At 69.2% G+C, this 20,928-nt stretch carries 23 protein-coding genes; 11 read left to right on the plus strand and 12 right to left on the minus strand.

The window, feature by feature from the left end; translation table 11 throughout:
* Positions 1-112: 112 nt before the first annotated feature.
* From fliF to LR948_RS00785, 5 genes are read left to right on the plus strand one after another with little or no spacing between them, the layout of a single operon-like run.
* On the plus strand, positions 113-1,813 hold the full coding sequence (fliF, locus tag LR948_RS00765; protein WP_232752005.1) for a flagellar basal-body MS-ring/collar protein FliF: 1,701 nt from the start codon (positions 113-115) through the stop codon (positions 1,811-1,813).
* A 1-nt stretch (position 1,814) separates the two neighbouring features.
* Positions 1,815-2,510 carry a FliH/SctL family protein gene (locus tag LR948_RS00770; protein WP_232752006.1) on the plus strand — a complete coding sequence of 232 codons (696 nt, stop codon included), beginning with the start codon at positions 1,815-1,817 and terminating at the stop codon, positions 2,508-2,510.
* Positions 2,503-2,958 (plus strand): FliM/FliN family flagellar motor switch protein, encoded by a 456-nt coding sequence (locus tag LR948_RS00775; RefSeq protein ID WP_232752007.1) that lies wholly within the window; start codon positions 2,503-2,505, stop codon positions 2,956-2,958. Before LR948_RS00770 ends, LR948_RS00775 begins: the two co-directional genes overlap by 8 nt.
* A 5-nt stretch (positions 2,959-2,963) precedes the next feature.
* Complete coding sequence (fliP, locus tag LR948_RS00780) at positions 2,964-3,776, plus strand: flagellar type III secretion system pore protein FliP (RefSeq protein WP_232752008.1); 813 nt, start codon at positions 2,964-2,966, stop codon at positions 3,774-3,776.
* Between the two features lie 16 nt (positions 3,777-3,792).
* On the plus strand, positions 3,793-4,854 hold the full coding sequence (locus LR948_RS00785; RefSeq protein WP_232752009.1) for a flagellar motor switch protein FliG: 1,062 nt from the start codon (positions 3,793-3,795) through the stop codon (positions 4,852-4,854).
* Between the two features lie 440 nt (positions 4,855-5,294).
* Here the strand turns inward: LR948_RS00785 and LR948_RS00790 are convergent, their stop codons facing one another.
* From LR948_RS00790 to LR948_RS00820, 7 genes are all read right to left on the minus strand, one after another.
* The gene (locus LR948_RS00790) at positions 5,295-6,098 is read right to left on the minus strand and encodes a DUF1217 domain-containing protein (RefSeq protein ID WP_232752010.1); all 804 of its coding nucleotides are present in this window, start codon (positions 6,096-6,098) and stop codon (positions 5,295-5,297) included.
* Positions 6,095-6,607 carry a flagellar biosynthesis repressor FlbT gene (locus LR948_RS00795; RefSeq protein WP_232752011.1) on the minus strand — a complete coding sequence of 171 codons (513 nt, stop codon included), beginning with the start codon at positions 6,605-6,607 and terminating at the stop codon, positions 6,095-6,097. The genes LR948_RS00790 and LR948_RS00795 overlap by 4 nt, the downstream gene beginning before the upstream one ends.
* A 3-nt stretch (positions 6,608-6,610) precedes the next feature.
* On the minus strand, positions 6,611-7,009 hold the full coding sequence (locus LR948_RS00800; RefSeq protein WP_232752012.1) for a flagellar biosynthesis regulator FlaF: 399 nt from the start codon (positions 7,007-7,009) through the stop codon (positions 6,611-6,613).
* A gap of 104 nt (positions 7,010-7,113) precedes the next feature.
* Positions 7,114-7,953 (minus strand): flagellin, encoded by an 840-nt coding sequence (locus tag LR948_RS00805; RefSeq protein ID WP_232752013.1) that lies wholly within the window; start codon positions 7,951-7,953, stop codon positions 7,114-7,116.
* 103 nt (positions 7,954-8,056) lie between these two features.
* Positions 8,057-8,443, minus strand: a complete 387-nt coding sequence (locus LR948_RS00810; protein WP_232752014.1) for a hypothetical protein — start codon at positions 8,441-8,443, stop codon at positions 8,057-8,059.
* Positions 8,440-8,766: a rod-binding protein gene (locus tag LR948_RS00815; RefSeq protein WP_232752015.1), complete on the minus strand. Its 327-nt coding sequence runs from the start codon at positions 8,764-8,766 to the stop codon at positions 8,440-8,442. Before LR948_RS00815 ends, LR948_RS00810 begins: the two co-directional genes overlap by 4 nt.
* A 1-nt stretch (position 8,767) precedes the next feature.
* Positions 8,768-9,889: a flagellar basal body P-ring protein FlgI gene (locus LR948_RS00820; protein WP_232752016.1), complete on the minus strand. Its 1,122-nt coding sequence runs from the start codon at positions 9,887-9,889 to the stop codon at positions 8,768-8,770.
* 164 nt (positions 9,890-10,053) lie between these two features.
* Here LR948_RS00820 and LR948_RS00825 point away from each other — a divergent pair, with 164 nt between their 5' ends.
* Positions 10,054-10,812: a response regulator transcription factor gene (locus LR948_RS00825; protein ID WP_232752017.1), complete on the plus strand. Its 759-nt coding sequence runs from the start codon at positions 10,054-10,056 to the stop codon at positions 10,810-10,812.
* On the opposite strand, the gene LR948_RS00830 is transcribed toward LR948_RS00825, so the two are convergent.
* From LR948_RS00830 to LR948_RS00845, 4 genes are all read right to left on the minus strand, one after another.
* The gene (locus tag LR948_RS00830; RefSeq protein ID WP_232752018.1) at positions 10,769-11,830 is read right to left on the minus strand and encodes a flagellin; all 1,062 of its coding nucleotides are present in this window, start codon (positions 11,828-11,830) and stop codon (positions 10,769-10,771) included. The two genes, LR948_RS00825 and LR948_RS00830, sit on opposite strands and share 44 nt — an antisense overlap.
* Before the next feature lie 14 nt (positions 11,831-11,844).
* Positions 11,845-13,260: a flagellar hook-associated protein FlgK gene (gene flgK, locus LR948_RS00835; protein WP_232752019.1), complete on the minus strand. Its 1,416-nt coding sequence runs from the start codon at positions 13,258-13,260 to the stop codon at positions 11,845-11,847.
* A gap of 32 nt (positions 13,261-13,292) precedes the next feature.
* Positions 13,293-14,597 carry a flagellar hook protein FlgE gene (locus tag LR948_RS00840; RefSeq protein ID WP_232752020.1) on the minus strand — a complete coding sequence of 435 codons (1,305 nt, stop codon included), beginning with the start codon at positions 14,595-14,597 and terminating at the stop codon, positions 13,293-13,295.
* A gap of 131 nt (positions 14,598-14,728) precedes the next feature.
* Complete coding sequence (locus LR948_RS00845) at positions 14,729-16,513, minus strand: hypothetical protein (protein WP_232752021.1); 1,785 nt, start codon at positions 16,511-16,513, stop codon at positions 14,729-14,731.
* 87 nt (positions 16,514-16,600) lie between these two features.
* On the opposite strand from LR948_RS00845, the gene flgF reads away from it, so the two are divergent.
* From flgF to LR948_RS00870, 5 genes are all read left to right on the plus strand, one after another.
* Positions 16,601-17,344: a flagellar basal-body rod protein FlgF gene (gene flgF, locus LR948_RS00850; protein WP_232752022.1), complete on the plus strand. Its 744-nt coding sequence runs from the start codon at positions 16,601-16,603 to the stop codon at positions 17,342-17,344.
* An 11-nt stretch (positions 17,345-17,355) separates the two neighbouring features.
* On the plus strand, positions 17,356-18,141 hold the full coding sequence (gene flgG / locus LR948_RS00855) for a flagellar basal-body rod protein FlgG (RefSeq protein ID WP_232752023.1): 786 nt from the start codon (positions 17,356-17,358) through the stop codon (positions 18,139-18,141).
* Positions 18,138-18,806, plus strand: a complete 669-nt coding sequence (flgA, locus tag LR948_RS00860) for a flagellar basal body P-ring formation chaperone FlgA (RefSeq protein WP_232752024.1) — start codon at positions 18,138-18,140, stop codon at positions 18,804-18,806. The genes flgG and flgA overlap by 4 nt, the downstream gene beginning before the upstream one ends.
* Positions 18,803-19,558, plus strand: coding sequence for a flagellar basal body L-ring protein FlgH (locus LR948_RS00865; RefSeq protein ID WP_232752025.1), 756 nt, complete (start codon positions 18,803-18,805; stop codon positions 19,556-19,558). The genes flgA and LR948_RS00865 overlap by 4 nt, the downstream gene beginning before the upstream one ends.
* 81 nt (positions 19,559-19,639) lie before the next feature.
* On the plus strand, positions 19,640-20,230 hold the full coding sequence (locus tag LR948_RS00870) for a hypothetical protein (protein ID WP_232752026.1): 591 nt from the start codon (positions 19,640-19,642) through the stop codon (positions 20,228-20,230).
* A gap of 3 nt (positions 20,231-20,233) precedes the next feature.
* On the opposite strand, the gene LR948_RS00875 is transcribed toward LR948_RS00870, so the two are convergent.
* Positions 20,234-20,920 (minus strand): flagellar hook assembly protein FlgD, encoded by a 687-nt coding sequence (locus tag LR948_RS00875; protein WP_232752027.1) that lies wholly within the window; start codon positions 20,918-20,920, stop codon positions 20,234-20,236.
* Positions 20,921-20,928 lie beyond the last annotated feature (8 nt).

A 20,928-nucleotide genomic window follows, 5' to 3' on the forward strand; every position in this document is an offset into this window, starting at 1 on the left:
TATTCTTGAACAAAATTGGATTGACCTTCAAGATTAAAGATGCACAGATACGATTAATAGAAGATTAAAGAAACCATCCGGGCAACTACGGGCAATCTCCTCCGAGGGACGTGTGGAAGAGTTGAAGAATAACCTCCTGTCGCTGGGAACGACGCGCCTTGCAGCGCTCGCGGCGACCGGGCTGGGCCTGGTGCTGGTGGTCTTCCTGGGGCTCGGCACGGTCTTCGCCCCCTCCTTCCGTCCGCTCTACGGCGACCTGGAACCGGCGGCGGCCAGCCGCATCGTCTCTTCCCTGGAACAGGCCGGCTTCAAGGTCGAGCTCGACAGCACCGGCCGCGTCGTGCGGGTCCCCGAAGAGGATCTCGCGCGGGCGCGCATGGCGCTGGCCGACCAGGGGCTGCCGGCCCAGGGCTCGCCTGGCTGGGAGCTTTTCGACGAGGCCAGCGGGCTCGGCATGAACAGCTTCATGCAGCGGGTGAACCGGCTGCGCGCGCTCGAGGGCGAGCTGACCCGCTCGATCCGCACCATCGAGGGCGTCGAGGCGGCGCGGGTGCACCTGGTCCTGCCCGAGCGCGAGGCCTTCTCGAGCACCAGGCCCGAGGCCAGCGCCTCGGTCATCATCCAGAGCCGCGCGGGCTACGAGGTCTCGCGCCGCCAGGCGCTGGCGATCCGGGCGCTGGTGGCCTCGGCGGTGCCGGACATGGCGGCGGGCAAGGTCACGGTGCTGTCGTCGAGCGGCGAGACCATCCTTTCGGAGGACGGCGAGACCCCGGGTGACGTCTCGCTCGCCGGGCAGCAGGCGACGCTGGAGGACCGTTTCTCCAACCGCGTCAGCCAGATGCTCGCCGCGCGGCTCGGCGCCGAGAACGTCCGCGTCCAGACCAATGTCGCGCTGACCACCGAACGCCAGGTGATCCGCGAGCAGAGCTTCGATCCCGACCAGCAGGTCGTGCGCTCGACCGAAAGCCGCGAGGAGCAGCGCGAGGGCAGCGAGGCCGCCGACGGTGAGGTCGGCGTGGCCAACGACCTGCCGCCCGAGCTGGGCGGCAACCCCGCCAATGCGCCGCGCTCGACCAACCGCAGCGAGCAGACCAACGAGGTGGTCAACTACGAGATCGGCAGCACCACCTCGGAGACCGTGCGCGAGCCCGGCGACATCGAGCGGGTCTCGGTCGCGGTGCTGGTCAACGGGCTCTACGAGGCCGATGGCACCGGCGCCCCGGTCTACCGCGAGCGCACCGAGGACGAGCTCGAACAGATCCAGCGGCTGGTGCAATCGGCGATCGGCTTCGACGCCGCGCGCGGCGACACCGTCTCGGTCGAGAGCATGCAGTTCATGGCGCTCGAGAACGACCCACTGGTCTCGGGGGGCTCGCCGCTCGGCGACTTCCTGGCGCGGAACGGCATGACCATCCTGCGCGGCCTCATGGCGCTGGGGATCGTCGTCGCGGTCCTGGCCTTCGCGGTGCGCCCGGCCCTGCGCCAGGCCCTGAGCGCCCAGAAGTCCAAGGACAGCGAGACGCCCGCGCTCGACACCAGCGGCCCGGCGCCGCAGCTTCCCGCGGGCCAGCAGCCGCGCGCGCGGCTTGCGCCCGCCGGGGCCGAACGCGCCCAGGCCGGCCCGGGCGAAGTGGCGCGGATCGAGCCCGCGATCGACAACATCCTTTACGACGACGGGCAGGACGACCTGGTGACCCTGGCCTCGGTCCGCGGCGGCGTGCGCAAGCGGCGGGTGCAATCCGTCGGCGACCTGGTGGATGCGGAGCCCGACGAGTCGCTGCGCGTCCTGAGACACTGGCTGGCGGAGGGATGAGATGATGCGGTTCGTCTTCGACCGGGATTTCGACAGGGAACTGGACATGGAGCGCGGCGACGCGCCCCCGCCCGAACGCATCTACACCACCGCCGAGGTGCAGGAGGAACTGGCCGCCGCCCGCGCCCAGGCCTTCGCCGAGGGCGAGGAAGCGGGCTGGAAGAAGGCCCAGGACGAGGTCCTGAGCACCGCCGACCGCAACCGCCTGAGCGCGCTGATGACCATCGCCGAGCGGATGGACAGCCTGCTGGCGGGTGACGCCGAGCATCGCGCCAAGCTCGAACAAGAGATCCTGGGCTTCATCCAGGCGGTCTTCGAGAAGGTCACCCCGCATGCGCTGGCGGCCTTCGGCGAGGCGCGGCTGCGCGAAGAGATCATGGCGACGCTGAAGCTGGCGCTCGGCAGCGCGGTCCTGCGGGTGCGGCTCAGCGCCGAGGAGATCGAGCGGCTCGACCCCGAGATCCGCCGCCAGGCCGACAAGCTGGGGCTGACCGCCCGGCTCGACATCGCCGCCGACGCCGAGCTTGCCGCGGGCGATGGCCGCGTCGAATGGGACGACGGCTTCATGGAATACAGCTACGCCGCGGTCTGCGAGCGGGTCCTGCACCTGATCCGCACCGCGCCGCCCGCCTCCGAGGGCAGCGCCGCCTCCTCCTCCTCTGCTGCCGCAACCACCCGGAAAGAAAGCCATGTCTGACAGCGACACGCCCGAACCCGCCCCCGCCTCCGGCCCGGCCGGCCGCGCGGGCCAGACCGCCAAGCCCGCCGAGGGTGAGGCCGGCGCCAAGACCGGACAGGGCGCCTCCGCCGCGCTGACCGGCGACAGCCTGCCCGAGCTCGAGGACACCCCCACCGGCGAGGGCGAGGCCGCCCCCCGGCGCGGCAAGGGCCCGGCCAGCATCGAGGCCATGCTGAACGTCGACCTCGACGTGCGGGTGGTGCTGGGCGACTGCAAGATGCCGATCTCGACGCTGTTGAAGCTCAACCGGGGCTCGGTGGTCGAACTCGACCAGCGCATCGGCGACCCGGTGCGGATCGTGGTCAACGACAAGACCGTGGCGCGCGGCGAGCTGGTCAAGCTGGCCGGAGAACGCATCGGCGTCTCGCTGACGGAGATCGTCCGCGAGCACATCGGCGAGGGCTGAGGAGGATGCGCGCCCGCCGCCTCCTGGTCCCGGCGCTTCTGGCCGGGCTGGCGCTCTGGGCGCTGCCGGCCGCCGCGCAGGAAGGCGGCGGGCTTCTCGACTCCATCTCCGACGCGCTGAGCGACGCCGCCCCCGGCTCGGACGAACAGGCCCAGCTCTCGGGCCGGATCGTCCAGCTCATCGCGCTGATGACCGTCCTGAGCGTCGCGCCGGGCATCCTGGTGGTGATGACCAGCTTCACCCGCTTCGTGATCGTCTTCTCGATCCTGCGCTCGGCGCTCGGGCTGAACCAGACCCCGCCCAACATGGTGCTTTCGGCCATGGCGCTTTTCATGACCTTCTTCGTCATGCAGCCGGTGCTGGTCGACAGCTGGGAGGACGGGCTCGAGCCGCTCCTGAATAATTCCATCACCGAGGAACAGGCGGTGCCGCGCATCGCCGGGCCCTTCAAGAGCTTCATGTTCGCCAATACCCGGCCCAAGGACCTGGAGCTCTTCGAGGACATCGCCGCGCGCTCCGAGGGCAGCGAGGTCGGCCCCGCGCCGCAAAGCGCCGAGGAAGCGAGCTGGCGCTCTCTGGTGCCGGCCTTCATGATCTCGGAGCTGCGACGGGCCTTCACCATCGGCTTCCTGATCTACCTGCCCTTCGTGGCCATCGACCTGATCGTCGCCTCGATCCTGATGAGCGCGGGCATGATGATGCTGCCGCCGGTGCTGGTCTCCCTGCCCTTCAAGGTGATCTTCTTCGTCTTGATCGACGGCTGGTACATGGTCGCGGGCAGCATGATGGAAAGCTATTTGCCGCCGGTCGGCGGATGACGAGAGGAGCGCGCCGATGAACGCCGCCATCGAGCACACCAGCTACGACACCAGCGCCCGCGCCGCGCCGCCGCGCTCGGCCTCGGGGCAGATGCTGAAGGGCGCCGAGAAGGCGGCGGTCCTGTTCCTCTGCCTGGGCGAGGATCGGGGCACGGCCTTGATGAAGCGGCTCTCGGACACCGAGATCCGCAACCTGACGCATTCCATGGCGGGCCTCGGTGTGATCCCGGCGGCGGCGGTGGAAGCGGTCATGCGCGAGTTCGGCGAGTCGGTGGCCAACGGCGGCAGCGTGGTCGGCTCCTTCTCCATGGCCGAGGCGATGCTGCGCAAGGTCCTGCCCGAGGACCAGGTCGGCTCGATCCTGCGCGAGATCCGCGGCCCCCTGCAGGAGCGCGACCTCTGGGCGCGGTTCAGCGCGCTGAACGAGACCTCGATCGCCAATTACCTGCGCTCCGAGCATGATCAGACCGCCGCGGCGATCCTCAGCAACCTCGAGGCCAATGTCGCCGCCAACGTGCTGCCGCTTCTGGGCGAGGAGCGGATGATCTCGATCATCGAGCGCATGGTGCGCATGGACGCGGTGCCGAGCCACATGATGCGGCAGATCGAGGAGACGCTGCAGAAGGACATCGCCAGCGTCGCCGCCCAGCCCACCGTGGCCGAGCGCCACAAGCGGCTGGCGGATCTGTTCAACCGGCTCGACAACCAGCTTTTCGAGAAGCTCTCGCCGACGCTCGAGGACCGGATGCCCGAGGCCTTCCCCGAGATCCGCCAGCGGATGTTCACCTTCGACGACCTGATCCGGCTCGACGCCACGAGCCTGGTGCGGGTGATGCGCACGGTCGAGGGCAACACGCTGCCGATCGCGCTCAAGGGCGCGAAGGACCACGTGCGGGATCACTTCCTGTCCTGCCTGCCGACGCGCTCGCGCGACATGCTGGACGAGGAGCTGCAGACCATGGAGCAGCCGAAGCGGAAGGACACAAAGAACGCGCAACGGGCGCTGCTGGACTGCGCCCGGCAGCTCGCCGCCGAGGACGTGATCGAGCTGCCCTCGCCGGACGACGAGGCGGAGTGAGGCGGCTGAAGGTGGGGCGCGGGGTGGTGCGCGGGTGAGTGCCGCTGTTCGGTTGGCGATGTTTGGGGCTTCAGTGACCTATCGCCTTGCTTGAAGCCAGAGCCGCCTCCCGCCCCTTTTCAGCGTCTAGTCACCTCCCAAACACTCCTGTCGAAGCACCGCCCCCATCCCCCGCGCCCTTCTTGCGCCCGATTAGCACCGAAGGTGCCGGGCGCGCGCCGGACCGGCCCCTTGGGCCGGCGCTCTTGTGAGTGGCGCGCATAGCTCACAGCCAGTCCTGACCTTGCTGGGATAAAGCGCTCAGCTCACATTTCAGCAGCGCCGGCCCCCGGTCCGGCGCGCGCCCTCTGGTGGGATGTGTTGAGAGGGGGATGGGCTTCGGCGTTGTGCGAAGGGCCCAGCACGCTCGCAGCCCGCCAGCCGCCACAAAGCCCCCAACCTCACCGATAAGGGTTCTGCGGCACCGCCGAGAGCATCTCGAAATCGAAGGTCACCGGCGCGAAGCTGCCGCGGGGTTGCAGGAGCTGCACGGCGGTGTTCTGGGCCGCACCGGCGCCGCTCAGGGCATCGGCGATGGCCACGTAGCGCTGCATGATCTTGGTCACCTCGTCCGGGTCCGACAGCGTCTCGAGGTCGATCTTCTCCAGAAGCAGCTCGGCCTGCTTGTCGATATCGAGCCCCACCGTCGCCTCGGGGATGCCGAAGGCGGTGCGCAGGACCTTGGCGACGTCCTTGTCCTTGAGGATGTCGAAGGCGGTCTCGATCCCGCCGGCCTGTTCGCGGAAATAGAGCGCCCGGCCGACCGTCTCGTTCTCGCTCTCGCGGGCGTCGAGGAACTGCCGGGTCACGTAGCGGTCGACCATCCAGTCCTGCCAGGACTGGCTCAGCGTGTTGGTCGTGCCGACCCCGTCGGGGCCGAAGTCCAGCGCCTTGTAGATCTCGCGGAAGCGCGGATCGGTGAGGCGGTTCACCAGCGCGCTGGTATCGCTGATGTCGCTTTCGAACATCTTCTTCATCAGCGCCTTGCCGGGGATCTGCGCCTCGAGGTCGAAGGCCCGCATGACGAAGCCGTAAAGCTCGGGATCCCCCATCAGGTCGTCGACCGTCTCGACCGCGGCGATGTTCTCGCGGAAATGCTCGATGGCGCGGGCGTGCTGGGCGGAGGAGCGGATGATCTCGCGCGAATTGGCTTCGGTCGCCTGGGCGACCTGCAGCCCGGCGATCGAATTGAGCCCGGTGATCACGGCGTGTCGGCCGCGCTGCGCCGCTCCGGCGCGGCGGCCTCGGGAGAGGTCTCGGGCGCGGCATCCGGGGTCGCCCCGGCCTCGGGCGCCTGCCCCTCGGGCGCATCCACGTCCGGCGCGCTGACCATGGCCAGAAGCTTGGCCTCGTGCTCAAGCACCGGCCGCAGCGCCACCAGCGCGCGGTAATAGTCGCTCTGGCTGACGTGGTTGGCGGCCTCGAAGAAATGCGAGCGCACCTTCACGCCGAAAAGCGAGGCCAGGTTGGCCAGCCCCGCCTGGATCTTGGGCGCCACGCGGGTCCGCTGGTCGGCGTGCACCAGGGCGATCTGGATCAGCAGGCAGATGCGCTTCGTGGGCGTATCCGCCTGGCTCTCGGTCAGAAGATCGCTGCCGCGGATGATGTCCGCGCGGTTCTCGATATGGATGGTTTGCCGCTTGTTGGCGTTGCGAATGACGCAGCCATTCACGACAACCCGTTCGTTCGGTTTCAGCGTGATGGCCAGCGGCATTGCTCAGAGCTCCTGCGGTTGCGGCGCGACGCCGTTCAAACCCGCGACGATCTGGCGGTTCACGCCGACAAGATCGCCCAGCCCCGCCTCGCCCGAAAGGACCGCGGTGGTCTGACGGTCGACCCAGAGGCCAATCGAAATGAGCTGCGCGCGCAGGCCGGCGGGCAGCTGGTTGCCCTCGGAGGCCAGGTCGTAGCGCAGCTCCCGCCAGAGCGTCTGGTTGTCGATCAGCGCGCGGCGCAGCCCGCCCGCCAGAAGCCCCATTCGGTCGAAGCGCGAGCCGGCCTCGTAGTCCTGAAGATAGCCGTCGAGCTCGGCGGTGACGCGCGACATGACGCGCCGCTCGATGCTGCGGGGCGATTCACTCTCGCGGATGTTCTGCTTGTAGGCTGCGATGCTCATGGGTCCTGTCCTGCCCTAACGTCCCTGAAGGATCTCACGTCTTTTTCTGAGGGGAAGCGGCCCCCGGGAAGGGGCCGCTCCAAGCTCGTGACCTTACTCCGCGATCAGCGGAACAGGCTCAGGATGTTCTGCGGCGCCTGGTTGGCGATCGACAGCGACTGGGTGGCCAGCTGCTGCTGCACCTGCAGGGACTGCAGACGCGCGGCTTCGGATTCCATGTCGGCATCGATCATCGAGCCCACGCCGGAGTCGAGACGATCGCCCAGCTGGCTCAGGAATTCCTGCTGCGTCTCGATGGCCTTTTCGCCGATACCGAGGTCGGTGGCCGCGTTGGTCACGGTGGCCAGGTAGCCCTCGGCGTTGGTCAGAGCGGTCTCGAGGTCCGCCGCGGTCGTGGTGTTGTCGATCGCGATGGCATCGAAGAGCGCCTGCTGGGCCTCGAGGTCGACCGCCGTGAAGGAGATCGTCGAGGTCTGCAGCGCACCGGCGTTGTCACGGCTGACACCCGAGACAACGGTCTTGGCACCTGCACCGGCGGTGGAGATCAGGTTCTCGCCGTTGAAGGAGGACTGTTCGATGGCGGTGGTCATCTGGGCCGCCAGGGCATCCAGTTCCTTTTGCACATCGTCCTGGTCCACGCCTTCGGTCTGGGCAAAGGCCAGACGGTCGACGAACTGCTGCGCGAGATCCACCATGGTCTCGGCCCCAAGACGCGCGGTCGACACCGAGTTCTTGGACAGGGTCAGGCCTTCGTTGATGGCCTTGTTCATCCCGCTTTCCGAGCTCATCGTCGTCGAGATGGTGTAGTAGGATGCGTTGTCCTTGGCCGACTGCACCTTGAGACCGGTCGAGATCCGGCCCTGGGTTTCGTCGAGCGACCCCGAGATGGTGCGAAGGGTCGAGAGGGCGTTCATCGCCGCGCTGTTGGTAAGAATGGAAGACACGTTCTTCTCCTGCTCTTGCTATGTACAGACCGTCCTTCTGACGGTCCTGCGGATTGGTCCGCTATGTGGGAGATTACCGGCGGCGGTTACTGCCGAGTTAATCTCAGGCCTCCCGGTTGAGGCGTTGCGGGTTGGCCACACCAGCCTCGCGGGTGCTGCCGTCGGCCCCGTAGAGACCGCCCAATCCCTGCCGCTCCTGGAGCGACGCAAGATCGCGGGCGAGCCCGCCCATGGTGTCGCGCAGATGCGCGATGCGGGCCCCGTTCGCGGAGAGCATCTCCTTAAGCGCGGCAAGCCGCGCGCGCAGTTTCTCGTCGCGCTCGGCGCGTTCGGCCAGAGCCCCCTGCCCGGCCTCGAGTTCGGTGAGAAGCCGCGACTTCTCCTCGAGCTCGGCGCCGACCGCCGCGCCCTCGCCGCGGGCCAGCGCCCCGGCCTCGCGCTTCAGCAGTTTCTCGAGCGCCGTCAGCGGCGCCAGCGTGCTGTCGCTCATCCCGTCTCTCCTCGTCCCTGGTAGGCGCGGATCGCCGTTTCCACCTGGCTCGCCAGCCCGACCGAGCCGTCCTCGGCCAGGGCTTCGGCCATGGCCTTCGACAGGAAAGAGCGCCACATCTCCTCGGCATGGCCGCCGCCGAAGCTGCCGACATCGGCGGTCTTCAGCATCTGGTCGACGGTCTGCGACAGGAAGGCGGCCTCGAACTCCTTGGCGATCTCGGCGGCATCGCCCTGCGCCTCGGCCCCGCGCGGCGAAGCACCGGAGCCGGCGGCGGCGCGCAGCATGCCGAGGTTCAGCCCCAGCGGGCCTTCGGGGCCCATCTCAGATGATCTCCAGATCGGCGTGCAGCGCGCCGGCGGCCTTGATGGCCTGCAGGATCGAGATGGTCTGCGAGGCGGTGATGCCGATGGCATTGAGCCCGTCGACCAGCCGCCGCAGGCTCACGTCGCCCTCGAGGATGGTGAAGCGGCCAAGGGATTCCTCGACCCGCACCTCAGTCTGGGGCACGACCACCGTCTCGCCGATGGAGATCGGCTCGGGCTGGCTCACCTCGATGTTCTCCTTGACCATGACGGTCAGCCCGCCCTGGCTCACCGCGACCTCGGAGATCCGCACGTTGGCGCCCATGACGATGGTGCCGGAGCGGGCGTCGATCACCACCTTGGCGCGGCTGTCCGGGGTCACCAGCAGCCGTTCGATATGGGCCATGGTGCCCATGATGTCGCCCTTGCCGGCGCTGGCGCGGACCTCGACGGTCGAGGGATCGAGCGCCCGGGCCGCATTGCCGCCGATGGCGTCGTTAACCGCATCCGCCACCCGCATCGCGGTGGTGAAATCCGGGTCGCGCAGGGTGATCCTCAGGCTGTCGAGGCTCGCGAGCTCGAAGCCGATCTCGTTCTCGACCGTGGCGCCGTTCTCGATCCGCGCGACGGTGGGCACGCCTTCGACGATGGAGGCATTGGCGCCCTGCGCGGCATAGCCCGCCACGGCGATCGGCCCCTGGGCCACGGCGTAGACCTCGCCGTCGGCACCGGAGAGCGGCGTGACGATCAGCGTGCCGCCCCGCAGCGAGGTGGCATCCCCCAGCGAGGAGACCACAACGTCGATGGTCGAGCCGCGCCGCGCGAAGGGCGGCAGCATGGAGGTCACCATGACCGCGGCGGTGTTGTTGGTGTTGATGCTGTCCTCGGAGAGGTTGCCGACGCCGAGACGCTCCAGCATCCCCTCGATGCTCTTCTCGGTGAAGGGCGAGTTGCGCAGGCTGTCGCCGGTGCCGTTCAGGCCCACGACCAGGCCGTAGCCGACCAGCTGGTTCTCGCGGACGCCCTCGAAGGTGGCGATGTCCTTGATCCGCACGTCCGCCGCGGCCCCGCCCGCTGCGACCAGCGTGGCAAGAAGAAAGGTCCGGGCCGCAAGGCGGCACGCGCGAAAGACTGCCCACATGAGCCAACCCCCAAGGGTTTGATCCGGCTTTTACCTTACAGCTCCCGCCCAATTAGACAAGAATAAATATGTGAATATAACTTTTATTCTTGTTAATTCTTGGGCGCGATGTCATGGTTTTGAAAAGGAACGAAGTGGAGGCGTCCCCTCGGACCGCGCAGCCGATGCACATTTTTCTATTCGAGCCACGCACCGAGCGGGTCGCGGGCCTTGAGGCAGAGCTGACCAAGGGCGGGTTCACCGTGGTCCCCGTCGGCGCGCATTTCTTCGCCACCGATCAGACCACCCTGCGGGCGCGCAGCCATGACCGCACCGCCTTCCTGTTGGCCGATACGCCCGAGGTCCTGGCCCAGGTGCGCCAGCTGCGCGCGGCGGGCTGCGACGCGCCGATCCTGGTGATGCGCGACATGCGCAACGCCCGCGCGACAGCCGAGACGCTGGACGCAGGCGCCGACGACGACCTGGTGATCCCGGTGAAATCCATCGAGCTGAAAAGCCGGATCAACTCCATCGCGCGCCGCGCCGCGGGCCATGCGGCCGAAAGCGTGACGCTGGGCGAGGCGGTGATCTATTTCGACGGCCGCAACCCGGAAATCTCGGGCCAGCCGGTGCCGCTCTCGCGCCGCGAATATGCGATCTTCCACGAGCTGGCGCTCGGGGCGGGCCGCGTGGTCTCGAAAAGCGCGCTTTACGACGCGGTCTACGGGATGCTCGAGGACCGGCCCTTCGACAAGGTGATCGACGTCTACATCTGCAAGATCCGCAAGAAGTTCTCGCAGGCCTCGGACCTCGCCCATCCCTATATCGAGACGGTGCACGGGCGCGGCTACAAGCTGACCGAACCGGGCCTCACCGAGGCCGGCGCGGCGGAATGGAGCCTCAGAGGTAGTTCAGAAAACTCAGCTGTCCGAGCCGCGCGGTGACCGTATAGGTCGCCTGCAGCCGCGACTCGAGCTCGGTCAGCCGCATCGCCGCGTCATAGGCGTCGACGCCCTCCAGCTCGGAGCGCTCCGAGGTCAGCACGTTGCGCCGCTCCGACAGCCGTTCGGTCGCCAGCTCCAGCCGGTTCTGCGAAAAGCCCAGCCGGGCTTCCATGTCGAGCACGCCGCCCACCCCTTCGCTGACCTTGTCGACCGCGCGGCCCACCCATTCGCTGTAAGCGCCTTCGTCGCCGATCTGGCTGGCGTCGGTCCCGGCCAGCATGGCGAGCCCCTGCATCAGGTCGCGGAAGCCCTGGTCGTCGGCCTGCAGCCCGTAGCTCAGCCGCGTGTCGGCGTCGATCTGCGCCGCGACCCGCGGGCCGGTGCCGTCGGCGCCGTAATAAAAGACCTCCTCGAAGCGCAGCCCCGCCGGGGCGGTCGGGTCGCTCGCGAACATGGCGTCCACGGTGTCGGCCTTGGCCGCGGCATCGGCGGCAGTCGTCAGCCCGCCGCCCAGGACCGCCGCCATGGCGTCCTCGGGGCTGAGCCCCGCCCCGCCGTCGCGGCTCCATTCGGTCAGCGCCGGCTGGTCCGCCGCCACCCCCGAGAAGAGCTTCTTGCCGGCATAGGTGGTGTTCGAGAGGTTGGCGATCTGGGTGAAGGCCGCCTTGGCCGCGGCCTGCAGCTCGCTGGTGGTGGCGCCCTCGCTGTCGCGGCTGCCGACGCTGAAGGCCAGGAACTCCTCGGCGATGGTGCGCAGGTCCTGCAGCACCGTCGCGGTGGTGTCGAACTGGCTTTCCAGAAGCTTGTTCGAGGTCAGGAAGGACTCGGTGCGCTGCAGCTCGGCGCCGACGTTGAAGGCCCGCGCCGCCTTGGAGCCGAGGGCCCCGTAGGGATCGGCGTGCCGCCCGGTCGACAGCTCGGTCGAGGCGCGGTTCACCTCGGCGTTGAGCTGGCCGATGATGTCGCGCCGCGTGGTGAAGGCCTGGAAGGTGGATTTCGGAAGGATGCCGTAGGTCATGGGCGCGCCGGTCCTCAGAAGGCTTCGAGCAGGTCGTCCATCATCCGGTTCAACGCGGCGATGACCTGCGAATTGGCCGCGAAGGCCTGTTCGATTTGCAGAAGGGTCTGGATTTCGGTGTCGACGTTCACGCCCTCGGTGGCGGAGCGCTGGTTGGCGATGGCCCGGGCGGCGGTATCGGCCGCCGCGCCCTTGCGTTCGGCGGCGCTGACCTCGGCGTTCTGGCCCGACAGGAGGTTCGCGGCATATTCCGAGACCGTCATGCTGTCGCCCAGCCCGCGCGCCGGGTCGAAGCCCTGCCGCGCGCCAAGCGCCGCGACGAAGTCGAGCACCTGCGTGCCGTCGGCGCTGTCGCCCGGGACCGCCGCCCCGACGCCGTCGCGCAGCCGCCAGAGGTCGCCGCCCTGTTCGGGGTCGACCGCGGTATTGACCGCGATGCGCCCGGCGAGCCCTTCCTGCGCGGTCGGATCGAAGGCGGAGCCGGCATCGGTGAAGAGCCCCGCCTGCCCCGGTCCGAGGCTCGCGTCGGCATCCTCGAAGGTGGTGACCATGGCGCGGGCCAGCTCGTCGAGCTGGTCGCCCATCTGCGGCAGCCGGTCGGTCAGAAGGGTGATCTCGGCGGCCAGCGCGCCGCTGGTCAGCCCGCGCCCGCCGGGGCGGCCCGGGGTGATGTCGACGCCGCCCGCGGTCAGCGTGCCGCTGGCGCGGTCGTAGTCTAAGGGATGCGCGCGGCTGCCCTCGATCAGGCTCGCGCCATTGCCGGTCATCACGTCGACCGTGCCCTCGCCGCGGCTGATGACCCGCAGGTCGACATGCTGCGAGAGCTTGTCGATCGCCATGTCGCGCTGGTCCATGAGGTCGGCGCGCTCCACCGATCCCGCGCTCGCCGAGGCGATATAGGTGTTCAGCTCGGCGATCTCGGCGGTCAGCGCGTTGACCGAGGCGACCTCGGAGCCGATCGCGGCCTCGGCCCGCGCGGTGGCGTCGCCGAGCGCCCGATGCGCGCTGTTCAGCCCCGCGACCAGGTCCTGCGCGCGGCGCAGCACGCCCGCCTGGACGTTGCGCGCGCCGGGATCGACCGTCAGCAGGTCGAGCTCGGTCTGCAGCGCCGCCACCCGGTCGGGCAGCGTGCCCGGCTCGCCCGGCGCGCCAAGCTGCGCGGTGTAGATCGATAGCCCCGAGGCCATGCGCTCGTGGTAGCTGCCCGCCGAGGTCTCGGAGCGCTGGCGCCCCTGCAGCACGCTGTCGACCTGCCGGGTGACGCCGGTGGCCCGGACGCCGTTGCCATTGGTGCCGCTGGTCAGATCGACGCCGCGGCGCACATAGCCGGGGCGGTCGGCGTTGGAGATATTGTTCGAGGTCACCTCGGCGCGGACCCCGATCGAATCGAGGCCCATCCGGCTGGCGGTCAAAGCGGAGGTAATCGTCATGTCTCAGCGCCCCTTCAGCGCGCGGCCCGTGATTAGCGTTTGATCTGCAGCGTTTCCTCGAGCATCTGGTCGGTGGTGGTCACGATCTTGGCGTTGGAGGAATAGGCCCGCTGCACCTGGATCAGGTCGGTCAGCTCCTGGGCCACGTTCACGTTGGAGGATTCCAGCGCGAAGGCCGAGATCGGCCCGACCGCTCCGCCGCCCGAGAAGAGCAGGTTCAGAGGCCCGCTCGAGAGCGAGATCTTGTAGGTATTGCCGTCCCCGGGCGCGAGCCCGTCGGGATTGGCCACATCGGCCAGCGGGATCTGGTAGAGCGCCTTGCGCGCGCCGTTGTCGAAGACCCCGTAGACCATGCCGTCGGCATCTATGTCGGCCGAGACCAGCGTCCCGGCGCTGGCGCCGTCCGAGCTGATCGTCAGGCCGGAGTAGTCACCCGCGAACTGGGTCAGCCCGCCGTAGGCATCGGGCGCGCCGAGCGTGATCTCGACGTCCTGGGGTGTCGCCCCGGTGTCGAGCGTCACCGTCGCCGTCCCGGTGGCGGCATCGAAGGCGAAGGCGGCGGGCGCGGTCGCGAGGTTCTGCACGTTGGTGTAGCTCGCCGGCGAGCCGGCATTGGCGCCGCTGTCGTTGAAGGTCACATCCGCGCTGCCGAGGACTGCGCCCTCGTTGTCGCTGAAGGTCATGGTCCAGAGGTTCTCGGTGCCCGAGGGCGCGAAGGCGACGCTCATGCGCTCGGCCTCGCCCAAGGGCGTGAAATACTCCACCGAGGAGATGAAGGGATCGCCGGGCGTCGCGAGGCCGGTGGCCTGCGAGGGCAGGTTGGCGCGCACGTCGATGGCGCTGGTGGCCTGGCCCGCGATGGTCTGGTCGCCGATGTTCACCGTCTCGAGGTCGGAGTAGGAATTGGTGTCCACCGCGCCGATGGCGCCGCTCTCGTCGACCGGGAAGCCGGCGAGGTAGTAGCCCGCGGCGTTGACAAGGTTGCCCTCGTCGTCGGGCGAGAAGCTGCCCGCGCGGGTCAGCGCGTAGTTGGCCTGGTTGGCCTCGTCGGCGTTCTCGGAGACCACAAAGAAGCCCGAGCCCTCGATCGCGAGGTCGGTGGCGCTGGTGGTGCCGCGCACCGCGCCGGTGGTCGAGATGTCGTGCCGCTGCTCGGCCCGGACGCCCGCGCCCTCGGCGGTCTGGTCCGAGCCCACCGTCTCGGAGACCATGGAGGAGAAGCTGCGCTTGTAGCCGTCGGTGCTGGCGTTGGCGATGTTGTTCGAGATGTCGCCGACGCGCTCGGCATTGGCATTCAGCCCGCTCACGCCGATCTGCATGGATTGCGAAATGCTCATCTGTCTGTCCCTTCTGCTTGTGCGGCCTTGCCCGGCAAACAAGCTTTTGCGGCATATTCCATGATATTGTCCGGCACAGTTTCGGGCGGGTTAAAGAAAACGGGATTTATTCTTCTTATCCTTGGAAGGACTCACCCGCCGGTGTCGCCCTCGTCCCGGCCCTCGCCGATGGCGGCCTCGATCACGCCCCGGCGCAGCGGGAAGATGTCGGGCCGTTGGCGCCCGAGCCGCGCGGCGATGGCGGCCCAGCCCGGCGCCTCGTCGAGCCGCGGCAGCGCCTCGGCCAGCTCGCGCACCCGCTCGGCCTGGCCCGCGCGATGGGCGGCCAGCAGCATATGCGCGGCCAGCGCGGGCGGCATGGCAGCCCCCTCCCCGGCCCAGACGTCCTCATAGGCGGCGAGCGCGGCGGTCCAGTCACCTTGGGCAAAGAGCGCCTCGGCGCGCTGGCGCAGGTAGTCGCGGGCGGGATCCTCGGGCGCCTCGTCCAGAAGCTCCCGGTCGCGGCCGGTGGCGGCATAGACATCGGTGCGCAGGGCGGCGAGCCGTGTCGCGATCTCGGGATCGGGCACCAGCAGCGGGCCGCGCGTCACCTCGACCGCAAGCGCGTATTGCCCCCCGGCAAAAAGCGCCTCGGCGCGCTTCAGCCGCAGCCGGTCGCGCATGGCCTCGGTCTCGGAGAAAAGCCCCAGGTCCTGGCCCACCGCCAGGAACTCGGCGGTCTCGAGGTATTCCCGCGCCGCGAGCCCGGTGATGCCATTGGCGAGCATGTGGTCGGCGAAGGCTTCGGCGCGCTCGGCAAAGCCGGGCTCCATGCGGTAGTCGGCGGCGATGCGCGCGTGGCCCCGGACGAAATCGGCGATGGCCAGGTCGCCCGCCAGCCCGTGGGCGTAGAAGGCATCCATCTGCGCCTCCGCCAGCGTCGCGGCCTTCTGGGCATAAAGCGTCTCGGGATAGCTGTGGCCGATGGCGTTCAGCACCTCGAGTGCCGCGATCCGGTGGCTGAGGGCGATCTCGGCCTCGGCCAGCGCCATGAGCGTGCGCGCGCCAAGGGGCCCGCGGGTCCAGCGCCAGCGCGCCTGGCGCAGGAGCGTCAGCCGCTCGCGCGGGGCCAGCGCCTCGGTGCGGACCGCCAGCGAGATGATCGCCAGCCGGCCCTTGTGCGCCCAGGCATCCGAGCCGCGCGCGGCGCGCAGGTAGCTGTCGAAGGCGGCGACCTCCTCGCCCCCGCGCTCGGCCGCCCGGCCCAGCAGGTAGTGGAAGGCGGCGCTGTCGCCAAGCGCGGAATGCGCCAGCATGCGCGCGGCCAGCGCATGGCCGATCTCCCAGTAGTCGGATTCCACCGCCGCTTCGAGCAGCACCGGCAGGGTGACCTCGAGGATGCGGTCGGGCAGCGCCCCGGCGGCCTCCTCGGCCTCGAGCATGGCCAGCTCGCTGAGCCGCGCCCCGCCCGAGACGGCGACCATGGCGCGCAGATGCGGCGCGGCGGGCCAGTCGGGATGCGACAGGAGCGGATCGCTCTGGCCGAGGCTGTCGGCCCGGCCGGTGAGGATGCGCTGCAGAAGCGCCAGCGCGGCGACGCGGGGCGCCTCCTCGGCGGGCAGCCCCTCGGCCTGGGCGCGGGCCAGGAAGGAGCCCGCCTCGTAGCCCAGGCCGCGGGCGACGTGGAACTCGGCCAGGTCGAGAAGCGGCGGCCCCAGCGCGTCGGGCGCGGCGGTCCCTAGCGCGTCGAGCAGGGCCAGCCGGCGCGCGACGAAATCACCCCGCGCCTGGGCCTTCAGACGCAGCTCGGGCGCCGCCAGGGGCGCGGCCTCGCGGGGCGGCACGCCGCCGCCCTCGGGCACATCGGCCAGGGCCGCGCCGGGCGCCCCGAGGGCCAGCGCCGTCACAAGCACCGGGATGCAAGGTTTGAATGCCAAGCGCATAATCTCTTCTTGCTTTTGCAGCTAAAATCACCTTATTTCTTGACTTGAGCAAGAATAAAATCACCAAACCGGTGTTATTACATGGATAGTGCGTCCTATATCCCGATCTCCCTGGTCTCCGCCCTGCAGCGGGATCTGGACGTGACCGCCAACAATATCGCCAATGCCGATACCGTCGGGTTCAAGCGCGAGCGGGTGGCCTTCGAGAGCTACCTGCACGAGGACACCGGCGACATGGAAGACGTGCATTTCGTCGTCGACGGCGGCTCCTACCTCGACAACAGCCAGGGCCGGCTGCAGGCCACCGGCAACCCGCTCGACATCGCGCTCGAGGGCGAGGGCTGGTTCGCCTTCGAGACCCGCGAGGGCGGCGTAGCCTACGGCCGCGACGGGCGGCTCACGCTCGACAACCAGGGCACGCTGGTCACCATCGACGGGGCGCAGATCCTCGACGTGGGCGGCGCGGCGATCAACCTCGCGCCCGAGGCCGTGGCCGGGCTGCAGATCGCCGAGGACGGCACCATGTCCGGCCCCGACGGCGCGGCGCTCGGCCAGATCGGCGTCTTCCGCATCGACGACCTGCAGGCCTACGAGCGCGCCGGGTCGGGGCTGTTCCGTGCCCCGCCGGGCGGCGGCGTGGCGCCTGAGCTCGATGACAGCAGCGTCCTGATCCAGGGCGCGGTCGAGGGCAGCAACGTGCAGGCCATCACCGAGATCACCCGGCTGATGGAAATCCAGAAAGCCTATGAACGCGCGCAGACGGTCAGTCAAAGCGCCGACGATCTGCGGCAGGACGCGCTGAGCCGCCTGTCGCGGCCAGCCTGAAGGGGGACGGCATGAAGGCACTCGGTATCGCAGCGACGGGGATGCTGGCACAGCAGACCAATGTGGACGTGATCTCCAACAATATCGCCAACGCCAATACCACCGGCTACAAGACCCGCCGCGCGGCGTTCCAGGACCTGATCTACGAGAACCGCCAGCGCGAGGGCACCCAGACCTCGGAAGAGGGCACCGCCCGGCCGACCGGCGTCGACATCGGCCTGGGCGTGCGCACCGCGGGTGTGGCCCGGCTGACCACCCAGGGCGGGCTCGCCCAGACCGAGAACCAGACCGACCTGGCGATCGACGGGCGCGGCTATTTCACCGTGCAGATGCCCAACGGCGAGCAGGCCTATACCCGCGACGGCTCCTTCCAGATCTCGCCCGAGGGGCAGCTGGTGACCCTGCAAGGCTTCGAGGTCGACCCCGGCGTGGTCCTGCCCGAGAACACCGTGCAGCTCGACATCGCCGAGGACGGCACCGTGCGCGCCTTCGTCGAGAACGACCCGGTGCCGGTCGAGCTCGGCCAGCTCACCCTGACGACCTTCGTCAACGAAAGCGGCCTCAGGGCCTTGGGGAACAACCTCCTGCAGGCGACCGAGGCCTCGGGCGATCCGCTGCCCGCCAACCCCGGCGACCCGGGGCTCGGGGTGGTGCGCCAGGGCTACCTGGAGAACTCCAACGTCAACATCATCAAGGAGATCACCGACCTGATCTCGGCCCAGCGGGCCTATGAGATGAACTCCAAGTCGATCGAGACGGCCGACCAGATGATGTCGACCGCGAACCAGGTCAAATGATCCCCCGCGCGCTCCTGACCCTGGCCGCGGCGGCGCTGACCGCCCTGCCCGGCGCGCTGCGCGCCGAGGCCGTGGCCGCCCTGGTCGAGGAACAGGCGCGCATCCACCTGGGCGAGGCGCTGCCCGCAGAGGCCGAGCTGACCGTCACCATGACCACCGCCCCCATCGAGGAGGCGATGCTGCTTTCGGCCTTCTGGATCGACCGCAAGTCGGGCCAGTTCCTGGCCAATGCGCTGACCGAGGGCGGCGAGGAGGTGCGGCTGGGCGGCTATGCCATCGCCACCGTGCCCGTGGCCGTGCCGGTGCGGCAGATCCTGCCCGGCGAGATCCTGACCGAGGCCGACCTGCGGGTCATCTCCCTGCCCCGCGCGCGGGTCGGCAGCTTCGCCCTGACCGACCGCGACAAGCTCATCGGCATGGAGGTGCGCAGCCTTCTGACCACCGGCCGCGCAGTCATGGCCCAGGCGGTGCAGGAGCCCCTGGTGATCCGCCGCGGCCAAAGCGTGGCGATCCGGCTCAACGACGGGCGGCTGGTGCTTTCCGCCCCCGGCCGCGCCCTGCGCGACGCCCATGCGGGCGAAGAGATCAAGGTGGTGAACACCGTGAGCAACACGACCGTCACCGGTTACGCCACCAAGAACGGCGATGTGGAGATCCTGAGATGACGTTTTCCCCGCGGCTGACCGCGCCTCTCGCGGCGCTGAGCCTGCTCTCCGCCTGCAGCGGCGGACCGCTCGACATGGACCCGCAGCCCTCGCAGGTGGGCACCGGGGCCCAGGGCGCCGAGACCGTGGCCGTGCCGATGCCCCCGCCCGAGATCCAGGCCCCGGCGCTGCGCGCCGAGCGGGCCTCGCTCTGGGAGGCCGGCAGCGGCGGCTTCTTCGCCGATCAGCGCGCCGAGAAGGTCGGCGACCTGCTGACCATCGTGATCGAGATCGACGACAACGCCCGGCTGAAGAACGAGACCAGCCGCAGCCGCGACGGCAAGACCAACTTCGGCACGCCCTCGCTCTTCGGCTTCGGCAAGCAGCTCGGCAGCCTTTTGGGCGACGAGGAAGCCGCCGAGGACCTCGAACAGGCCGATATCGTCGCTGTGAGCGGCGGGCAGGAGGTCTCCGGCTCGGGCGAGATCGACCGCAACGAGCGCATCAACCTGCGGGTCGCGGCGCTGGTGGTGCAGCAGCTGCCGAACGGCAACCTGGTGGTCGCCGGGCGCCAGGAGGTGAAGGTGAACCAGGAGCTGCGCGACCTGCGCGTCTCGGGCATCATCCGCCCCGCCGACATCCAGCGCGACAACTCCATCTCCTACGACAAGATCGCCGAGGCGCGGGTCACCTACGGGGGCCAGGGGCAGCTCTCGAAGCAGCAGCGCATCGGCTACGGCGAAGGGCTGATGGACGTAATATTGCCTTATTAAGCCTCAGGTCTTTCCCCGTTTTCGACACGGTTCGCTGACATCTCTTGGCTCTGAGTTGACCACCCGAGCCAAGAGAGCCCCATGCCCAGCCTGTCGAAAATCCTTACCGGACTGTCCGTCGCCGCGGTTACGGCCGGTTTCGGGGGCGGATTCGCGCTGGCCTCGCTCTCGGGCACCGAAGGCGCCGTCGCCGGCATGACCGAGGCCGCGCCCGAGACCCGCGCCGCGAAGGCGGTGACCCAGGCCAAGGCCGAGCCGGTCTCGATGCAGCAGGTGAAGATGGAGCGCGCCGCCAAGGAGGCCATGGCCGCCGGCGAGCTTGAACGCGAGGGCGAGCGCACGGTCGCCATCGACCGCATCGTCTTCCTGGGCCGGATGACCATTCCCGTCGATCTTGTGGATGCCACCGCCTATATCGTCACCGACCTCGGGCTGGCCATGCCCGACGCCGCCGCCGCCTCGGAGCTGCGCACCGTCGCCTCGGGCATCCGGCTGCGCGACACCGTGCTGGCCGAGCTGCGCACCGCCGCCACCGGCAAGGCGCTGCGCGACATGCCGGTCGACACCGAGGCGCTTTCGGCCCGGCTCAAGTCCGCGCTCGAGATGCAGGTCGGCACCATCGACGAGATGCTGCTTCTGTCCTTCTTCGTGACCGAGGTCCCGCGGGTCTGAGCCCTATTCGACCGCGCGCACGCTGCTGGCCGCCACCGTTTCCCCGTTATCGAGGCTCAAGAGGCTCTGGCCCTGCTCGAAGACCACCGAGTCGACGGTGGCCTGGGTGAAGGTCTCGTAGCTGACCGCCTTGCCGTCGGCGCCGGTGGCGCGGATCTCGACCTCGTAGCGGCCCGGCGGCAGCGGCAGGCCGGCGTAGTCATTGCCGTCCCAGGTGAAGCCATGGGCCTCTCCGGCCGAGGTCGGCAGCCCTTCGATGCGGCGCAGCTCGGTGCCGTCGGCGGCGAGGATCGTGGCCGAGACCGAGCTCGCGTTGTCGGCCAGCCGGTAGGACAGCTCCGCCCCGCCGCTCTCGCCCAGCTCGAAGGACGAGGAGGAGAGCGACACCGTCTTCCCGATCAGCGCCACATCGGCAAAGGAAGAGGCCGAGGCGAGCTGCGACGCGATGGTCTCCAGGTTGGAATTGGTCTGGATCGCCTGTTCCACCTGGCTGAGCTGCGCGAGCTGCGAGACGAAGGTGGTGCTGTCCATCGGCTCCAGCGGGTCCTGGTTGGCGACCTGCGCGGTCAGGAGCTGCAGGAAGGCTTCGTAATCGGCGCTGAGAGAGGCCGAGGCCGCGCTCGAGACCGAGGTGCCGCTGCCCGCGGCCGCCGCGCTGGCGGCGCTGAGGGCGGTGGGATCGGTGGTCATCGCGTGTC

The sequence above is a fragment of the Roseivivax sp. GX 12232 genome, from assembly GCF_021272185.1.
Lineage (GTDB): Bacteria > Pseudomonadota > Alphaproteobacteria > Rhodobacterales > Rhodobacteraceae > Roseivivax.